A 15255-nucleotide genomic window follows, 5' to 3' on the forward strand; every position below is an offset into this window, starting at 1 on the left:
GAAATCGTCGGCGCCCGAGGTGAGACCCGTATGCAGCGGCCGAGCGCGCTGTGGCTCCCAAGCGCGAGGCTCCTCTCTATGCTCGAGCGGGTGCATGCGCGATGACCACATCGGCGGCACCTGAGGAGTAGGCAATGCCCGACGGGGAGATCCGGTACGAGACCAAGACAGTCATCACCATCCGAGGCCTTGAAAGCCGTTCGATCACCAAGTGGGAGAAGGAGGGCTGGGAACTCGTCTCCCAGCAGGAGCAGCCGATGCTCCGGACGAGCCTCACCTTCCGACGCGTGAAGCCGAAGCCGCCGTGGCTCCTCATCGGAGGAGTCGGAGGCATCCTCGTGATCCTCGCGGCCGTCATCACCGTCATGAGCGTGATCACGGGGGACGACGAGGAGGTCGCAGCTCCTTCAGCCGCACCCACGTCGGCCGCGCCAGCACAGACCCCGACGTCAGATCCGACGCAGGCGCCAGCGGCAGTACCGACCGAGGAGCCCGCCGACGTCTCCACCTACAGCGGCGTGCCCTACGAGATCGTGTCGACGGACCGCGATCAGAGCAGTGCCGGTCTGACTCAGTACTGGGTCTTCGCCGAAGGACTCGAAGCGTCCACCACGGCCGGCCGCGATCAGATCAAGGCGATCGTCAACGATGTCGCGCGCGCCGAGGGATCCAGCTCGCTCTTCGTCGAGGTCGTCGGCGACAGGGACATCGCACTCGCGGAGTCCCCTTCGACCTACGAGGCGTTCATCGCGGAGCGCGGCTTGGACTACGCACTGAAGACGATCCCGGAGATCGAGAAGACGGGGTGGCTCGCCTCCTACGCCGGAGGCTTCGACTACAACACCGGAGAGGCGAGCGACTCGGCGTTCGAGATCACCTGGCTGGGGGCGTCGGACGACCCTGACTTCGAGGCGTGGCAGGCGGTAGTGACGGGCTGAGTTCGACGCTGCGGAACGCCCGCTGTTCCTAGTCAGTGAACACAAGCTAAGGACCGGACGTCCCTCGGTCTTCAGCGCCACCGGCCGACCTCACTCCCCCGTAGCCACCGAACTGCTCTAAGCACTCGGCCGAATCAAATCTCAGTCATCCTCGAGCGACATCAACCCCGGATGCCGAACCAGCGCATCCTCGCCATGGGTCATCCTCACCGTCACCACCGCCGCGGCCGGCACATCGACGCCGCGGAGCATCAGCGGCTCGGCCGAGTCGAACTGGGTGACGAGGGTCCAGGAGTCGACCTCGGGATGGACCGCCGTCATGGCGCTGTAGTGGAAGCTGAGCCAGCGGCCGCCGCTCACCTGGCAGACGAGCCGCTGATTCGACACGAGCAGGCGGACCTGCTGACGATCCCGCCACTGTGCCCGCGCCTGAGCATGCGCGACCGAGGCGTTGACCGTATTGCTGACCGCGTTGGCGAAGAGGCCCGCCGCGACGAAAGCCGGTCGCCCCACGTAGAAGCCCGACGTGCGGGTGTAGGACACGTCCTGGCCGTAGTACCGGAAGTAGTCGGCCAGGATGTCCAGGAAGAAGACCTCGCCCGGTCCGGGGACCACGTCCCATACCCGGATCTCGGCGGGCAGCTGCCGGGCCAGCAGCATCTCGCGCAGGTCGACGGCGGCGCGCCACCCGCGGTCCGAGGCTTCCCGCGTCTCGATCGCGGCCCTCTCCGTCGCGGTGAAGCGCCCCTTCGCCCGGCGCGCGCGCCCGTGGACTCGCACGGCCTGGATGATCGCCACGATCACGGCGGCGACCGGCACGAGGATCGCGGCGGCCAGCAGGGCGAGCTGGAGAAGAAGGGACTGCAGGTCCCCCTCGGCGGCCGAGAGCGATAGGAGATACTGAGACCAGCCGAAGCCGACGAACGCCACGGGTGCCGACACCAGCGGGACGATCCACCGCAGGTGCGACCGCTTTCGATACGGCCGCTCACCGACCGGTTCCGCGACCACTCCCCCGCTGCCCGGCTGCTCCGCACTCATCAGCCCAGTTTGCCGCGAATCCGCGATCCCGAGACGAAGCGTCCCTCGATTCAGGCGCACACTGCATCAGTCGCGGAATCCCACGGAATCCGCCCCTCGCCCCACCCCCACAGAAGGACCCACACACATGAGCATGGAAGGCGTCGCCTGGAGCTCCCTCTACCGGATCTCCTCCGCCCAGAACGGCAAGCACGGCATCTCCCGCGCCTCGGTCCGCCGCATCATGACGTTCGCGGTCCCCTACCGCGCCCGCCTCCTCCTCTTCATCGGCCTGTCCGTCGTCGGCGCGTTCCTCGCTGTCGCGACGCCGGTGCTCGCCGGCCGCGTGGTCGACACCATCGTCGCCCGCGGCGCCGTCGGCACGATCGTCCAGCTCGCCGTCGTCATCGCCGTAGTCGCGGTGGCCGACGCCGGGGTCTCGCTCGTCACGCGCTGGTACTCCGCACGCATCGGCGAAGGCGTCATCCTCGATCTCCGCACCGCCGTCTTCAACCACGTGCAGAAGATGCCGATCGCGTTCTTCACCCGCACCCGCACGGGCGCCCTCGTCAGCCGGCTCAACAACGACGTGATCGGCGCGCAGCAGGCCTTCAGCGGCACGCTCTCCGGCGTCGTCACGAACATCGTGGCGCTCGTCCTCACCCTGATCGTCATGCTCAGCACGTCCTGGCTGGTCACGGTGCTCGCGGTGATCATGCTGCCGATCTTCCTCATCCCCGCCCGCCGGATGGGCAGCCGCCTCGCCGCGCTGCGCCGCGAGGCCGCCGACCACAACTCCGCGATGAGCACGCAGATGACCGAGCGCTTCTCGGCGCCCGGCGCCACCCTCGTGAAGCTGTTCGGCCGGCCCGACGAGGAGGCCGAGGAGTTCCGCGTCCGGGCCGCCCGCGTCCGCGACATCGGCGTCCGGACGGCGATGCTGCAGCTCGTCTTCGTCACCGCGCTGACCCTCGTCTCCGCGCTCGCCCTCGCGCTCGTCTACGGGCTCGGCGGCGTCCTCGCGCTCGGCGGCCAGCTCGACACCGGCGCTGTCGTCACCCTCGCCCTCCTGCTCACCCGCCTCTACGCGCCGCTGACCAGCCTCGCGAACGCGCGTGTCGAGATCATGAGCGCGGTCGTCAGCTTCGAGCGCGTCTTCGAGGTGCTCGACCTCCAGCCGCTCATCCAGGAGAAGCCCGACGCGGGCACGGTGCCCGAGGGACCGGTCGCCGTCGAGTTCGACGACGTCCGCTTCGCCTACCCGTCCGCCGACAAGGTCTCGCTCGCCTCGCTCGAGGAGGTCGCAGTCCTCGACACCCGCGGCGGCGAGGAGGTGCTGCACGGCGTCTCGTTCCGGATCGAGCCGGGGCAGACCGTCGCGCTCGTCGGCACCTCGGGGGCCGGCAAGTCCACGATCGCGCAGCTGCTCTCGCGCCTCTACGACGTCGACAGCGGCGCGGTGCGCCTGGGCGGAACGGACGTCCGCGACGTCACCTTCGCCTCGATGCGGCACACCCTGGGCATGGTGACGCAGGACGGCCACCTCTTCCACGAGACGATCCTGTCCAACCTGCGCCTCGCCCGGCCGGAGGCGACCGACGACGAGGTGTGGGACGCCCTGCGCCGCGCGCGCCTCGAGCCGCTCATCCGCTCGCTGCCCGACCAGCTGGACACCCTCGTCGGCGAGCGCGGCTACCGCCTCTCCGGCGGCGAGCGCCAGCGCCTGACCATCGCTCGACTGCTTCTCGCCCAGCCGCGCGTCGTCATCCTCGACGAGGCGACGGCGGCGCTCGACTCCACCTCGGAGGCCGCGGTGCAGGCCGCCCTCAGCGAGGCACTCGAGGGCCGCACCGCGATGGTGATCGCCCACCGCCTCTCCACCATTCGCAGCGCCGACCTGATCCTCGTGATCGAGGACGGCACGATCGTCGAGCGCGGGACGCACGAGGAGCTGCTCGCCGCCGCCGGCCGCTACGAGGAGCTGCACCGCACGCAGTTCGCGGTGCAGAAGAACGTCGCAGCGGAGGAGGAGGGGCTCAGCGGAAGCTGAGCGCAGAGGCTCCGGGGGGCCGAGCAGCGGAGGCGTGCGCGATTCATGCTGGTCGAGTAGCCGCACAGCGGCGTATCGAGACCCGCCGCCGTCCGTAGGCGGGTCTGCACACCCGCCGTCCGACGCTGGTGGATCTCGATACGCCCGCTCCGCGGGCTACTCGATCAACATGGGCGTCCTCGCCGGGCGCTCCGGCGGCCGGTCCGCCCCGGAGACCCATGCCCTAGATTCGAGGGATGGTGAGCGCAGCGGGATCGGCACCCGGGCCGAGTCCGCTGCTCGTCCTCTCCAAGATCACGAGCATCCTCGACGCCTTCACGCTCGAGTCGCCGGCCCTCACGCTCACGCAGATCCGCGAGGCGACCGCCCTGCCCGTCTCGACGACGCAGCGGCTGGTCGTGAACCTGGTCTCCCAGGGCTTCCTCGACCGTGACGGCGACCGCTACCGGATCGGGCTGCGGATGGCGTACTGGGCGGGGCCGGCCGTGCGCGGGATCCGCGCGGTCGACGTCGTCGCGCCCCTCCTGCAGGAGCTGCGCGACGCGACCGGCGAGACGGCCAGCCTCTTCCGCTCGGAGGAGGACTACCGCGTCTGCATCGGGCTGGAGGAGACGCACCACGAGCTGCGGCAGGACAGCTACGTCGGCAAGGTGGCCCCGCTGACCGTCGGCTCCGCGGGCCGCGTGCTGCTGGCGTGGAACGACGAGCTGCGCGCGCAGGTGCTGGGCCGGCCGATCCCGGACCTGGCGCACGCGACCATCACCGATCCGGCGGCCCTCGCCGCGGCGGTCGCGGAGACGGCGCGGCTGGGCTACGCGATCACCGGCAACGAGCGCGTCGACGGGCTCACCGGCATCGCCGCCCCGGTCTTCGACCCCGACGGCCGCGTCCGCATGGCGATCAGCGTCAGCGGCCCGGTCGCCCGCATCTCACCCGACGACCTCGAGCGCTGGACGCCCCTCGTCCGCGACGCGGCCGCCAGCGCGACGCGGCGGCTCGGCGGGCGGGCGCCGGCCTCGGTCGGCTGACCTCGGCCGGGACGACCCCTAGGCGGAGACGACCCCGTCAGCCGGGACGACCCACGGGAACGCCGCCGCCGTCGACCGCGCACCCTGGCGCGCCTTCGACCGGTTCGGCTCGCCGAGGTCCTCGAGCAGGCTCTCCGACGCGCGCACGAGCTGCGCGAACGCGTCGGTGTCGAGCCACTCCGGCCGCATCGCGAAGAGGAGATCCTCGGACGCGGTGTTGCCGCTCGCCCCCGGCGCGAAGGGGCAGCCGCCCAGGCCGCCGAGGGCCCCGTCGACGACGCTCGCCCCGGCCTGCACGGCGGTCAGCGCGTTGACGACGCCGGATCCCCAGGTGTCGTGGCCGTGGAAGACGATCTCGCGCGGGGGCGTCTCCGCGGCGACCCGCGAGACGAGCGACGCGACTTGACCGGGGTGCGCCTGCCCGAGGGTGTCGCAGATGACGATGTCCTCGGCGCCCTCGGCCCGCGGGTCGTTCGCGATCGCGAGCACGCGCTCCTCCGGGACCATGCCCTCGAACGGGCAGGTGAAGGAGGTGGCGATGCACAGCTGGATCCGCCCGCCGACGCCGTGCGCCAGCGCGACCGCGTCGGGCATGGCGTCCAGGCTCGCCTCGGTGGGGCGGCCGATGTTGGCCCGGTTGTGCGAGTCGGAGGCGGAGAAGCAGTACTGGAAGTTGCGCGCCCCGGCCGCGGCGGCCTTCTCGATGTGCCGGGGAGTGGCGACCCAGACCCAGCTCCGCTCGAGCTCCTCGGGGGTCAGCGCCTCGATCACCTCGAGGGTGTTCGCCATCGGCGGCACCACGTCGCCGCGCGCCATCGAGCCGATCTCGAGCTCGGGCACTCCGGCGGCGAAGAGGGAGCGCGCGAGGCGCACCTTGCGCTCCGTCGACAGCATCCGGCCGGTGAGCTGGAGGCCGTCGCGGAGGGTGACGTCGCGCAGACGGGCGGTCGCGGGGGTCGGGACGGCGGTCGTCGGGGCCGCGGCGGTCATCGGGCGTCCGCCTCGGTGGCGGGTGCGGTCGGTGTGCTGCTGGTCGGGGTGCTGCTCCGGAGCATCGCCAGAACCTCCTCGGTGTCGTGCCCCAGTGCAGGGGCGAGGGTGCGGATGGGCAGGGACCGGCCGCCGAGCACGGGGACGACGCCGGGGAAGCCGACGTCCGAGACGGTGCCCGCGCCGGTATCGACGTCGAACTTCTGGATCATGTCGCGCGCGGCGTACTGCTCGCTGGAGCTGATGTCGGCGGCGGTGTAGATGGGGCCGGAGGGGACGCCGCTCTCGTCGAGGATGGCCAGCGCCTCGGCGGAGGTCTTCGTTGCGGTCCAGGCGCCGATCGCCGCGTCGAGCTCGTCGCGGCGCTTCCAGCGCAGGTCGTTCGTGGCCAGCCCCTCGTCGGCGGCGAGGTCCTCGCGCCCGATGATCCCCATGAAGCGCTGGAAGATGGCGTCGCCGTTGCCCGCGACGACGATGCTCGACCCGTCGGAGCAGGTGTAGGCGTTGGTCGGGGCGATGCCCTCCATCCGCCCGCCGACCCGCTCGCGGACGATGCCGTGCGCCTGGTAGTCGGGGATCAGCGACTCCATCATCGAGAACATCGCCTCGTTCAGCGCGACGTCGACGACGCGCTCCTCGAGCGGAGCCGGGCCGAGACCCGCAGCGCGCCGCGTCTGCCGCTGGAACAGCGCCATCATCACGCCGTAGCCGGCGTAGAGGCCCGCGATCGAGTCGCCGATCGAGATGCCGACGCGCACCGGCGGCCGGTCGGGGTCGCCGACGAGCTGGCGGAACCCGCCCATCGCCTCGGCGACGGCGGCGAAGCCCGGCCGCTCGGAGAGGGGCCCGGTCTGCCCGAACGCGGAGATCCGGCCGATGACGATGTCCGGGTTCGCCTCGTTCAGCACGTCGGGGCCGATCCCCCACTTCTCGAGGGTGCCGGGGCGGAAGTTCTCGAGCACGACGTCGCACTCGGCGGCGAGGCGGCGCACGGCGTCGCGTCCCTCCTCGGTGCGGAGGTCGAGGGTGATCGACTTCTTGTTGCGGTTGATCGCGTGGAAGAGCATCGAGGTGGTCGAGCCCGCGTGCAGGCGCCACTTCCGCAGCTCGTCGCCGGTGCCGGGCCGCTCGACCTTGATCACCTCGGCGCCGAAGTCGGCCAGCAGCCGGCCGGCGGTGGGCGCCGCGATGAAGTTGCCGAGCTCGAGCACGCGCAGCCCGGCGAGCGGGGCGATGCCGGGTGCGGCGGGAGGTGCTGTGGAGGATGCGGTGGGGGATTCGGTGGTCATGATCCGCCTTCCGGTCGGGTCGATGGGGATCGGTCGGGTCAGACGAAGAGGCTGAGGACGAGGGTGACGCCCAGCGCCACGACCGAGGCGACCGAGACCCCGATCGTGCAGGTCTTCAGCGTGCCCCTGGTCGTCTGGCCGAGGAGCGACTGGAGCAGCCAGAAGGTGTTGCTGGTGACGTGGACGGCGAAGAGCGAGCCGGCGCCGGCCGCGAGGGCGATCAGGATCGGGTCGAGCCCGATCACCGGCGCGATGGGGGCGAGGATACCCGCCGCGGTGATCGCCGAGATGGTCACGGAGCCGACGGCCACGTGCAGCACGGCCGCGATCGCCCAGACGATCAGCAGCGGCGCGAAGCTGTTGGCGCTGAAGGCCTGGCCGAGGATGTCGCCGAGCCCGGTCGCGGCGACGACCGCGGCGAGGGAGCCGCCGACGCCGGTCAGGATCAGGATCTGCCCGCTCTCGCGGAATCCCGCGACCACCGACTTCTCCACCCGCGGGCGCCCGATGGTGAAGCGGCCGACCGCGCTGGTCCCCAGCACGGCGAGGAGGAGCGCGAACACCGGGTCGGTCACGAGATCCAGCGGAGCGATCGACACCTCGGCGATCTGCAGGATCGCGCCGGTGGCGATGAGGGCCAGGCAGAGCAGGAGGGGCGCGAAGAGGAGGATCAGCCGGGGCTCGGTCCGCACGGCCTCGCGCTGGGCGACCGCGATGCCGCGGGGCACTCCGCCGACCTTGCTGAGCCGCTCGGAGACGGGCACCGCGGACGTGTCGAGCGGCACGGGCTCGGGGGCGGTGTCCGTGCCGGTCCCTGCGGCGGTCTCGTCCTCGACGGGCGCCTCGTCCTTCTCCGGGTTCCAGAAGCCGAGGCGGAAGAGGGTGCTCATGATCAGGATCGAGATCAGGATGGTGGGCACGACGACGATCAGTCCGAAGAGCAGCATCGTCCCGAGCGGCACGCCGAGGACGCCGGCGAGCGCGAGCGCGGCGACTCCGGGGACCATCAGCACGATGCCGCACTCGAGGCTGATCGCCATCGCCGTCGCGATGCGCGGGATGCCGTTCTTCCCGATGTGCGGCGCCATCCTGCGGGCCAGCGGGGCGGAGATGACGAGGAGCACGTCGAGGAAGATCGACTGCAGCAGCGTGCCGATCGTGAGCCCCATGGCGTAGGGCAGCCCCTTCGCGCCGAAGATCCGCAGCAGGTGGGACACCAGCCGCTGGATGGCGTTCATCTCGCTGAGCATCGAGCCCAGCAGCACGCCGAAGGTGATGAGCAGGCCCACCTCGGTCATGATCGAGCCGAAGCCCTCGGTGACGGTGCCGATCGTCTCCGCGGGGCCCAGGCCGATCGCGAGGCCCAGGAAGATCGAGCCGAGCACGAGCGCCACGACCGGGTTCAGGCGGAACCGGGTGATCAGCACGACGACGCCGAGGATGGCGACCGCCGTGATCACGAGGGTGAGAGTGTCTGACGTCATCGTCGTCCCATCGGGTGAGTGCTCCCGCTCCTGCGCTGTCGTGCGCTGCGCTGTCGCGCCGGCAAGCAATCCTAGATTATGGACATGAACCCACGATGTAGGCAAGGCTGAGGCGCATGACGCGCTCCCCCCTCACGATCTCGGTCCCGAGCACCGCCCTGCTCGACGCCCTCCAGCCGGCCGACGGCTCGTACGAGCTCGACCTCTGGGACCTGACCGGTCCGCCGCCCCGCGAGGCCTACGACCTGGTCGTGCTGCCCCATCAAGGCGACCCCGCGCTACTGGACGCGCTGACGGCCGTCGCCTGCCGGCTCGTGCAGGCCCAGACGATCGGCACCGAGGGCGTCCTGGCCGCTGTTCCGCCGGGCGCGCTGCTGGCCAACGCGAGCTCGGTGCACGAGTCGTCCACCGCGGAGCTCGCCGTGGGGCTGGCGATCGCGTCGCTGCGGCGGATCGACGAGTACGTGCGCGCAGCGTCGGCGGGGACGTGGGAGCAGGTCCCGGGCGAGAGCCTCGCCGACCGGACGGTCGCGATCATCGGCTCGGGCGGCGTGGGGCGCGCGATCGAGCGGCGCCTGGCGGGCTTCGAGGTGGACGTCCTGCGCTTCGCCCGGACGGCGCGGGAGGACTCCGAGCGGCCGGTGCATCCGATCGCCGCGTTCCCCTCCTTCGCCGCGGACGTCGAGGTCGTCTTCCTCGCCGTCCCCCTCGACGCGTCGACGCATCACCTGGTCGACGACGCCTTCCTCTCCGCGCTGCCGTCGGGCGCCCTGCTCGTGAACGTGTCGCGCGGGGCGGTCGTCGACACGGACGCCCTCGTCCGCCACCTCGAGAGCGGACGGCTGCGGGCGGCGCTGGACGTCGTCGACCCCGAGCCGCTCCCCCGCTCGCACCCGCTCTGGAGCACCCCGAACACGATCCTCACCCCGCACGTCGGCGGCGCCTCCTCGGCGATGACGCCGCGGATCATCGCGCTGCTGCGCCGGCAGATCGAGGCGCTCCTGCGCGCGGAGCCGCCCGTGAACGTCGTCGGGCGGGCGTGAGGGGCGGTCGCGGAACTGTGCGGCGACTCTCCCTCCTGGCCGGACCAGGACGCGCTTCGCGCCGAAGCGCTACATCTTCGGTCGAGAGCTGCGTTTGTTTCGTCTCCGATGAAACAATCGTCACATGTCGACCGCCACCGCCCTCAGCTCCCTGGCTGCGGTGTCGGCGGGGCAGTGGAGCATGCTGACCAGCGCCCAGGCGGTCGCGGTCGGGGTCAGCCGGGTGCAGCTCACGCGACTCACGCAGCAGGGCCATCTGGAGCGCCTCGTCCACGGCGTCTACCGGAACGCGGCGAGCGCGCCCGCGGAGTTCGACGGCCTCCGCGCCGCATGGCTCAGCACCGACCCGACCCGGACCGCCGCAGAACGGATCGCGTCGCGGGACCCCGGGGCGGTCGTCGGGGGACGCACGGCCTCGTTCCTGCACGGCTTCGGCGACCTGCCTCCCGATCCCTACGAGTTCGCGACACCCGTGCGCCGGCAGTCGCGGCGCGTCGACCTCCGCTACCGGCACCGCCGCCAGGATCCTCGTGAGGTGACGGTCCGCGCCGGACTGCCGACGACGACGATCGAGCGGACGATCGCCGACCTCCTCGACGACCGCGAGGACGTCAGCCTGGTCGCCGACGTCCTGGCCGACGCCGTGCGGCACGCAGCCGTCGACCTCGAGCACCTCACGACGCTGCTCGCTCCCCTCGCCGCACGCCACGGCCACCCGAGGAACGACGGCGCGAGCCTGCTCCAGCACCTCCTCGAGCTGGGCGACGTCGACCTCGCCAGCCAGCTGCGCCGCCTGGGCGCCAGTCCGTCCTGGCGGGAGAGCGCCACCCGCAACACCCTCGTGCAGCTCCAGCAGACGATCTCGGAGCTGCAGCAGGTCGAGTCGGTCGACGCGAGAGACACCCCACAGACTCGAGGAGAGAGCGGGTCGGGAGACCGGTGACACGTCGAAGCGACGACCCACCGGCCGTCCCCCGCCCCTACCCCTTCGCCTGGAAGTAGACGTCCACGAAGTAGTTCGTGGAGTTGTACGACGACGAGGGCATGACTCCCCCGGACCCGTAGCGGTACACGCCGTTATCGCCGGACGCCGTGGTCAGGGCACCGTTCGTGACGGGTGACGCGAGGCCGGCGCCGGTGGCCGCGTAGTAGCCCGCCGGGGCGAGGTACGAGACCGTGTAGCGCGCGCCCGGCACGAGCTCGACCGGTGTCTCGAAGGCGGCGCTCTGCCAGCCGGTCGCGGTCTCGCCGGTGAAGGTCACCTGCGCGATCCGCGTGCCGGAGGCGTCCCAGAGCGAGCCGACGTGGGTGCCGGTGTTGCGGGAGCCCTTGTAGAAGGCGATGCCGGTGGCGCTGCCCGCGGCGGAGGCGGTGAAGGCCATCCCCACCTCGACCGAGGACGAGTCCTCGACGGACGCGCTCGCGGGGGTCGCGTCGGCGAACAGGCGCGTGCCGGTCGCGGTCGGCGTGGGCGTGGGCGTCGGCGTGGGCGTCGCGGACGGCGTGAACGACACGTCGACCAGGTAGTTCGTGCTTGAACGCTGCCCGGCGAAGCCGCCGTCGTAGGTGTACGCGCCGGAGTCGCTCGCCGTGACGAGCGGGCCGCGCGTGGATCCGGAGCCGAAGCCGTTGATCGTGGCGGAGTAGCTGCCGGTGGTCGTCGTGTAGGCGGCGACGTAGTCGGTGCCGGCCGTCACGGCGACGGGGGCCGCGAAGGCGACCTCCTGCCAGCCGTTCGTGCTCTCGCCGACGAAGGTGGCGCGGCCGATCTCGGCGCCGGTGTCGGCGTTCGAGAGGGTGCCGACGTGGGTGCCGGTGTTGCCGGGGCCCTTGTAGAAGCGGAGCGAGGTGACCGTGCCGTCGACGAGCGGGGCGAAGCGGACGCCGAGCGTGACCGGGGTGCCCTCGGCGACCTGGGCGATCCCGGGGGTCGTCGAGTCGTCGAAGAGGCGGCAGGGGCAGGTGCCGACGACCGCGTTCGGCGCCTGGGTGGTGAAGGTCCAGCTGCCGCCGGCGGTGACCGCTCCGCCGCCGGTCGCGGTGCCGGCGAGGGTGGCGGTGTAGCCGGTGGTCGCGGCGAGCGGGGCGCTCGGCGTGAACACGGCGGTGCGGGTGGTGGCGTTGTAGGCGGTGGTGCCCGCGACGCTCGCGCCCGCCGCGGTCTTCAGCGTCATCGCGACCGTGCTCGCCGTCACCGCCTTGGAGAAGACGGCCGACACGGTCGTCGACGGCGCGACGCTCGAGGAGCCGGCCAGCGGGGTCTGCGAGGAGACGCTGAGCGGCGTCGCGTCGACCGTGTTGTAGACGGCGTCGACGTAGTAGTTGTTGGCGCGGTAGCTGTCGGTCGGGAAGCCGCCGGTGGTGCTGTAGACCCCGGCGGGCGCGGCGCCGAAGCCGCCGGCGACCTTGAGCGGGGCGGCGTCGGAGCCGGCGCTCGCGAAGAACCAGTCCGAGGCGGAGTAGTGGCCGGTCGGGGTCGTGTACGCGACGACGTAGGTGGTGCCGGCCGTGACGGCGACGGGCGCAGCGAACGTGGCGGTCTGCCAGCCGCTGGCCGTCTCGTTCTGGAAGGCGACGGTGGCGAGCTGGCGGCCGTCGACGCTCCAGAGCGCGCCGGTGTGGGCGCCGGTGTTGGCCGCGCTCTTGAAGAAGCGGACGCCCTGGATGAAGCCGTCGGCGGTGGGGGTGAAGCGCAGGCCGAGCGTCGCGGATCCGGAGTCGCCGGAGTCCGCGGTCCTCGGCACCTCGGCGCCGAAGACGCTCGCCGTGCCGGTGATGGTGACGGCTCGGCTCGTGACGGGCCCGATGTTCGCGCTGTCGTCGACGGCGCGCACCCGGATCGTGCCGGTGCCGGTGCCGTGCTGGACGTAGCTGTACGTCCAGGACGTGGTGCCCGACGCGGGGTGCCAGGTGGCGCCGTCGGTCGAGACCTCGACGCCGGCGACCCGGCCGGCGGAGTCGTAGGCGGTGCCCGAGACGGTGACGCTGCTGCCGTTGGCCTTGCTGCTCGCGCCGGAGGGGTTCGTGACCGAGACGGTCGGGCCCGCGGTGTCGGTGCTCTTCGTCGCGGCGCGCAGGCCGGTCATCAGCGTGGTCGGCTGCACGCCCATGTCGGCGAAGAGGTTCACCTGCGCCTGCTGCATCCGGACGTCGGCGGGGGCGCCGTCGCCGTCGTGCTCCTGGTCGAGGCCCCAGGTCCACTGGACGGAGCCGGCCGAGAAGACGAGTGCGCCGCTGGCCGCCTTGTAGAGGGTGAGGTTGTGCCGGGTGGTGCCGGGCAGGACGGTGGTGCCGAAGTCCTGCAGGTACTCGGCGACCGGGCCGGTCGTCGTCGAGAGGCGGACGAGGCCCGGCGGGCGGGCGCCGTTGTCGACGTCCTCGTTCGACTCGTAGCCGATGGTGTGCGGGGCGAGCGCGGCGCTGGTGCCGGTGGCGAGGCTCGTGAGCGTGGTGTTGCGCCAGAGCCGCAGCTTGCCCTCCAGCGCGCTGACCGTCACGGGCAGGTCGGAGTAGTTGACCATGTAGAGCGTGCCGGCGAGGGAGTTCTCGGGACGGCCGCCGCCGTTCGCGACGGAGGCGAAGCGCGGGTCGCGCCAGGTGCCGGTGGACTCGGTCGCGGGGTCGGTCTTCGCGTTCGCCCAGGTCTCCTTGTAGGTGACGACGGTGCGGTAGGCGGCGCCGCCGGTGGTCGGCGAGGGCTCGTAGCGGGTGCGCCAGTAGTTCTCGTTGCCGGAGAGGAACTGCAGGTTCACGCCGGCGTCGCGCGCGGCGGTGACGTTCGCGCGCTGGGCGCCGGACCAGTACTCGTCGTGGCCGACGGAGAGGAAGCTGCGGTGCTGCTTCAGCGCCGAGCCGAAGCGGTCGGTGTCGATGCCGCTGAAGTAGCTGACGTCGTAGCCGTTGCGCTCGAGGAAGCGGACCAGCGGGTACTCGTTGGCGAAGTAGAAGTCGCGGCCCTGGTTGTCGCCGCGGGTGGTGACGGGGCGGTTGTAGCTGAGCTTGTAGGCGCGGCCATTGGCGCCGCCGCTGTAGAAGTTGGAGCCGCCGTAGGTGTTGTAGGCCTGCCAGGAGGTGTCGGAGGTCTGGAAGAGGACGGCCGAGGTGCTGGCGGTGTCGCGCACGACGAAGGTGATGTGGCTCCGGCCGCCGGTGTCGGCGCGGGTGAGCAGGGCGACGTAGACGCCGGAGACGGCGGTGCTCGGCACGTCCCAGCCGGCGGAGACGGCCCAGGTGCCGCAGTCGTAGAGCTCCGTGGTGACGTCGGAGAGGCACTCGGGCTGCGTCTGCGGGAGGGCGGCGCTGCGGGTGACGGAGGTGATCAGCCGCGCGCCCTTCCCGGCGTACCAGCCGGTGCGGTAGATGTCGATCGAGTAGGCGGCGGCGTCGGTGTCGATCTTGAAGTCGATCCGCTTGCCGACGTTCACGCTGACGTCGGTGGAGTAGCCCTGGATCGACGGGTCGCCGGCGCCGGTGACGTCCCAGACCGACGGGTCCGCGCCCGGGCGCGAGTTCTCGCAGACGATGGCGTTCTGCCCGGTCGCGCACGGGGTCTCGGCGCTCGCGGTGGGCACGACGACGCCGACGACGACGAGGGCGAGCGCGGCGGCGGCGGCGAGGAGCGAGGCGCGGACGCGGCCGCGGCCGCGGCGAGCGTGCGGGTGTGGTGCGCTCGGGTGGGTGGCTCGCGGGCGGGGGGCTCGCGCGCGGAGTGCGATCGGGCGTCGTGCGGATCGCAGGGGGGAGCGCGGGGTGGAGTCGGGGTCCATCGGGGACGCCTTTCGGGTTCTTCGTTCCCGCGCCGGGTCACGCGGGAGCCGGCGTCGCGGCCGCGTCCGGGGACGCGCCGAGCCCGGGTCCCACGGGGGTCCTGCCGCTCCCCCGCCAGGATCGGGGAAGAAGGGGACGCCGGGCGGGAGGTCCGGGATGCCGAGCGTCTCGACGCTAGCGGACCGGCGCCTCCGGAAGGGCCTCGATCGGGCAACGATTCGCGCCAACGGGCCCCACTCCGGGTGCGGAGCCTCCTCCTGTCACCAGCACGAGGACGCCACGCGCACCTCCAGGCGGCGCAGCCCGCTGCGCGAGTGGACCCGGACCGGGCTCCGGCCCACGCGCAGGCCCCGCTGCGCGTCCACTCGCGCGAGCCGACCCCGCCGAGTGGACGCGAACGGGGGCCTGCTCGGGGCGCGGGGCCCGTCGCGGGTCCGCTCGGGGATCCGCGCTGGTCGCGCAGCCGTGGAGCAGGCTCGCCGGGTCGATCGAGCAGCCCGCGGAGCGCGGCGTATCGAGATCCGCGGGCGGAGCTCCGCACAACATCAGCTGAGACGGGGTGGCCTCCTCTGACAGCCGAGGCCACCCCTTCTCAGCTGACGTTGTGCGGAGCCCGACGTGCTGATGCGGTCACGCAGCCCCCAGG

10 protein-coding genes are annotated in these 15255 nt (G+C 72.1%); 5 read left to right on the plus strand and 5 right to left on the minus strand.

What is annotated here, in order from left to right; translation table 11 throughout:
• Window positions 1–134 precede the first annotated feature (134 nt).
• Window positions 135–938, plus strand: a complete 804-nt coding sequence (locus tag HQQ82_RS13545) for a hypothetical protein (RefSeq protein ID WP_173234073.1) — start codon at window positions 135–137, stop codon at window positions 936–938.
• 141 nt (window positions 939–1079) lie between these two features.
• Here HQQ82_RS13545 and HQQ82_RS13550 read toward each other — a convergent pair whose 3' ends face one another.
• Window positions 1080–1979, minus strand: coding sequence for a hypothetical protein (locus HQQ82_RS13550; RefSeq protein WP_173234075.1), 900 nt, complete (start codon window positions 1977–1979; stop codon window positions 1080–1082).
• 127 nt (window positions 1980–2106) lie between these two features.
• Between HQQ82_RS13550 and HQQ82_RS13555 the strand changes: the two genes are divergently transcribed.
• On the plus strand, window positions 2107–4008 hold the full coding sequence (locus HQQ82_RS13555) for an ABC transporter ATP-binding protein (RefSeq protein WP_173234077.1): 1902 nt from the start codon (window positions 2107–2109) through the stop codon (window positions 4006–4008).
• A 236-nt stretch (window positions 4009–4244) separates the two neighbouring features.
• On the plus strand, window positions 4245–5036 hold the full coding sequence (locus HQQ82_RS13560) for an IclR family transcriptional regulator (RefSeq protein ID WP_173234079.1): 792 nt from the start codon (window positions 4245–4247) through the stop codon (window positions 5034–5036).
• A gap of 18 nt (window positions 5037–5054) precedes the next feature.
• Here the strand turns inward: HQQ82_RS13560 and HQQ82_RS13565 are convergent, their stop codons facing one another.
• From HQQ82_RS13565 to HQQ82_RS13575, 3 genes are read right to left on the minus strand one after another with little or no spacing between them, the layout of a single operon-like run.
• Window positions 5055–6026 carry a hydroxymethylglutaryl-CoA lyase gene (locus tag HQQ82_RS13565; protein ID WP_173234081.1) on the minus strand — a complete coding sequence of 324 codons (972 nt, stop codon included), beginning with the start codon at window positions 6024–6026 and terminating at the stop codon, window positions 5055–5057.
• A complete protein-coding gene (locus tag HQQ82_RS13570) occupies window positions 6023–7315 on the minus strand; it encodes a CaiB/BaiF CoA-transferase family protein (protein WP_173234083.1) in 1293 nt (430 codons plus the stop codon). Before HQQ82_RS13570 ends, HQQ82_RS13565 begins: the two co-directional genes overlap by 4 nt.
• Window positions 7316–7353: 38 nt before the next feature.
• Entirely contained in the window at window positions 7354–8799 is a 1446-nt protein-coding gene (locus HQQ82_RS13575; protein ID WP_173234085.1) for a GntP family permease, read from the minus strand.
• A gap of 116 nt (window positions 8800–8915) precedes the next feature.
• Here HQQ82_RS13575 and HQQ82_RS13580 point away from each other — a divergent pair, with 116 nt between their 5' ends.
• Together HQQ82_RS13580 and HQQ82_RS13585 are read left to right on the plus strand one after the other, a co-directional pair.
• On the plus strand, window positions 8916–9842 hold the full coding sequence (locus HQQ82_RS13580) for a 2-hydroxyacid dehydrogenase (protein ID WP_173234087.1): 927 nt from the start codon (window positions 8916–8918) through the stop codon (window positions 9840–9842).
• Between the two features lie 124 nt (window positions 9843–9966).
• Window positions 9967–10785, plus strand: coding sequence for a type IV toxin-antitoxin system AbiEi family antitoxin domain-containing protein (locus HQQ82_RS13585; RefSeq protein ID WP_173234089.1), 819 nt, complete (start codon window positions 9967–9969; stop codon window positions 10783–10785).
• A gap of 37 nt (window positions 10786–10822) precedes the next feature.
• Here HQQ82_RS13585 and HQQ82_RS13590 read toward each other — a convergent pair whose 3' ends face one another.
• Window positions 10823–14608 carry a DUF4082 domain-containing protein gene (locus tag HQQ82_RS13590; protein WP_173234091.1) on the minus strand — a complete coding sequence of 1262 codons (3786 nt, stop codon included), beginning with the start codon at window positions 14606–14608 and terminating at the stop codon, window positions 10823–10825.
• Window positions 14609–15255: the final 647 nt, after the last annotated feature.

Source organism: Rathayibacter sp. VKM Ac-2856, from assembly GCF_013205055.1.
GTDB lineage: Bacteria > Actinomycetota > Actinomycetes > Actinomycetales > Microbacteriaceae > Rathayibacter.

What these genes read in the sequence shown, in the direction of transcription:
- HQQ82_RS13550 (WP_173234075.1), bottom strand. Translation starts at nt 1,979, where the DNA reads ATGAGTGCGGAGCAGCCGGGCAGCGGGGGAGTGGTCGCGGAACCGGTC.
- HQQ82_RS13570 (WP_173234083.1), bottom strand. Translation starts at nt 7,315, where the DNA reads ATGACCACCGAATCCCCCACCGCATCCTCCACAGCACCTCCCGCCGCA.
- HQQ82_RS13580 (WP_173234087.1), top strand. Translation starts at nt 8,916, where the DNA reads ATGACGCGCTCCCCCCTCACGATCTCGGTCCCGAGCACCGCCCTGCTC.
- HQQ82_RS13585 (WP_173234089.1), top strand. Translation starts at nt 9,967, where the DNA reads ATGTCGACCGCCACCGCCCTCAGCTCCCTGGCTGCGGTGTCGGCGGGG.
- HQQ82_RS13545 (WP_173234073.1), top strand. Translation starts at nt 135, where the DNA reads ATGCCCGACGGGGAGATCCGGTACGAGACCAAGACAGTCATCACCATC.
- HQQ82_RS13560 (WP_173234079.1), top strand. Translation starts at nt 4,245, where the DNA reads ATGGTGAGCGCAGCGGGATCGGCACCCGGGCCGAGTCCGCTGCTCGTC.
- HQQ82_RS13590 (WP_173234091.1), bottom strand. Translation starts at nt 14,608, where the DNA reads ATGGACCCCGACTCCACCCCGCGCTCCCCCCTGCGATCCGCACGACGC.
- HQQ82_RS13575 (WP_173234085.1), bottom strand. Translation starts at nt 8,799, where the DNA reads ATGACGTCAGACACTCTCACCCTCGTGATCACGGCGGTCGCCATCCTC.
- HQQ82_RS13555 (WP_173234077.1), top strand. Translation starts at nt 2,107, where the DNA reads ATGAGCATGGAAGGCGTCGCCTGGAGCTCCCTCTACCGGATCTCCTCC.
- HQQ82_RS13565 (WP_173234081.1), bottom strand. Translation starts at nt 6,026, where the DNA reads ATGACCGCCGCGGCCCCGACGACCGCCGTCCCGACCCCCGCGACCGCC.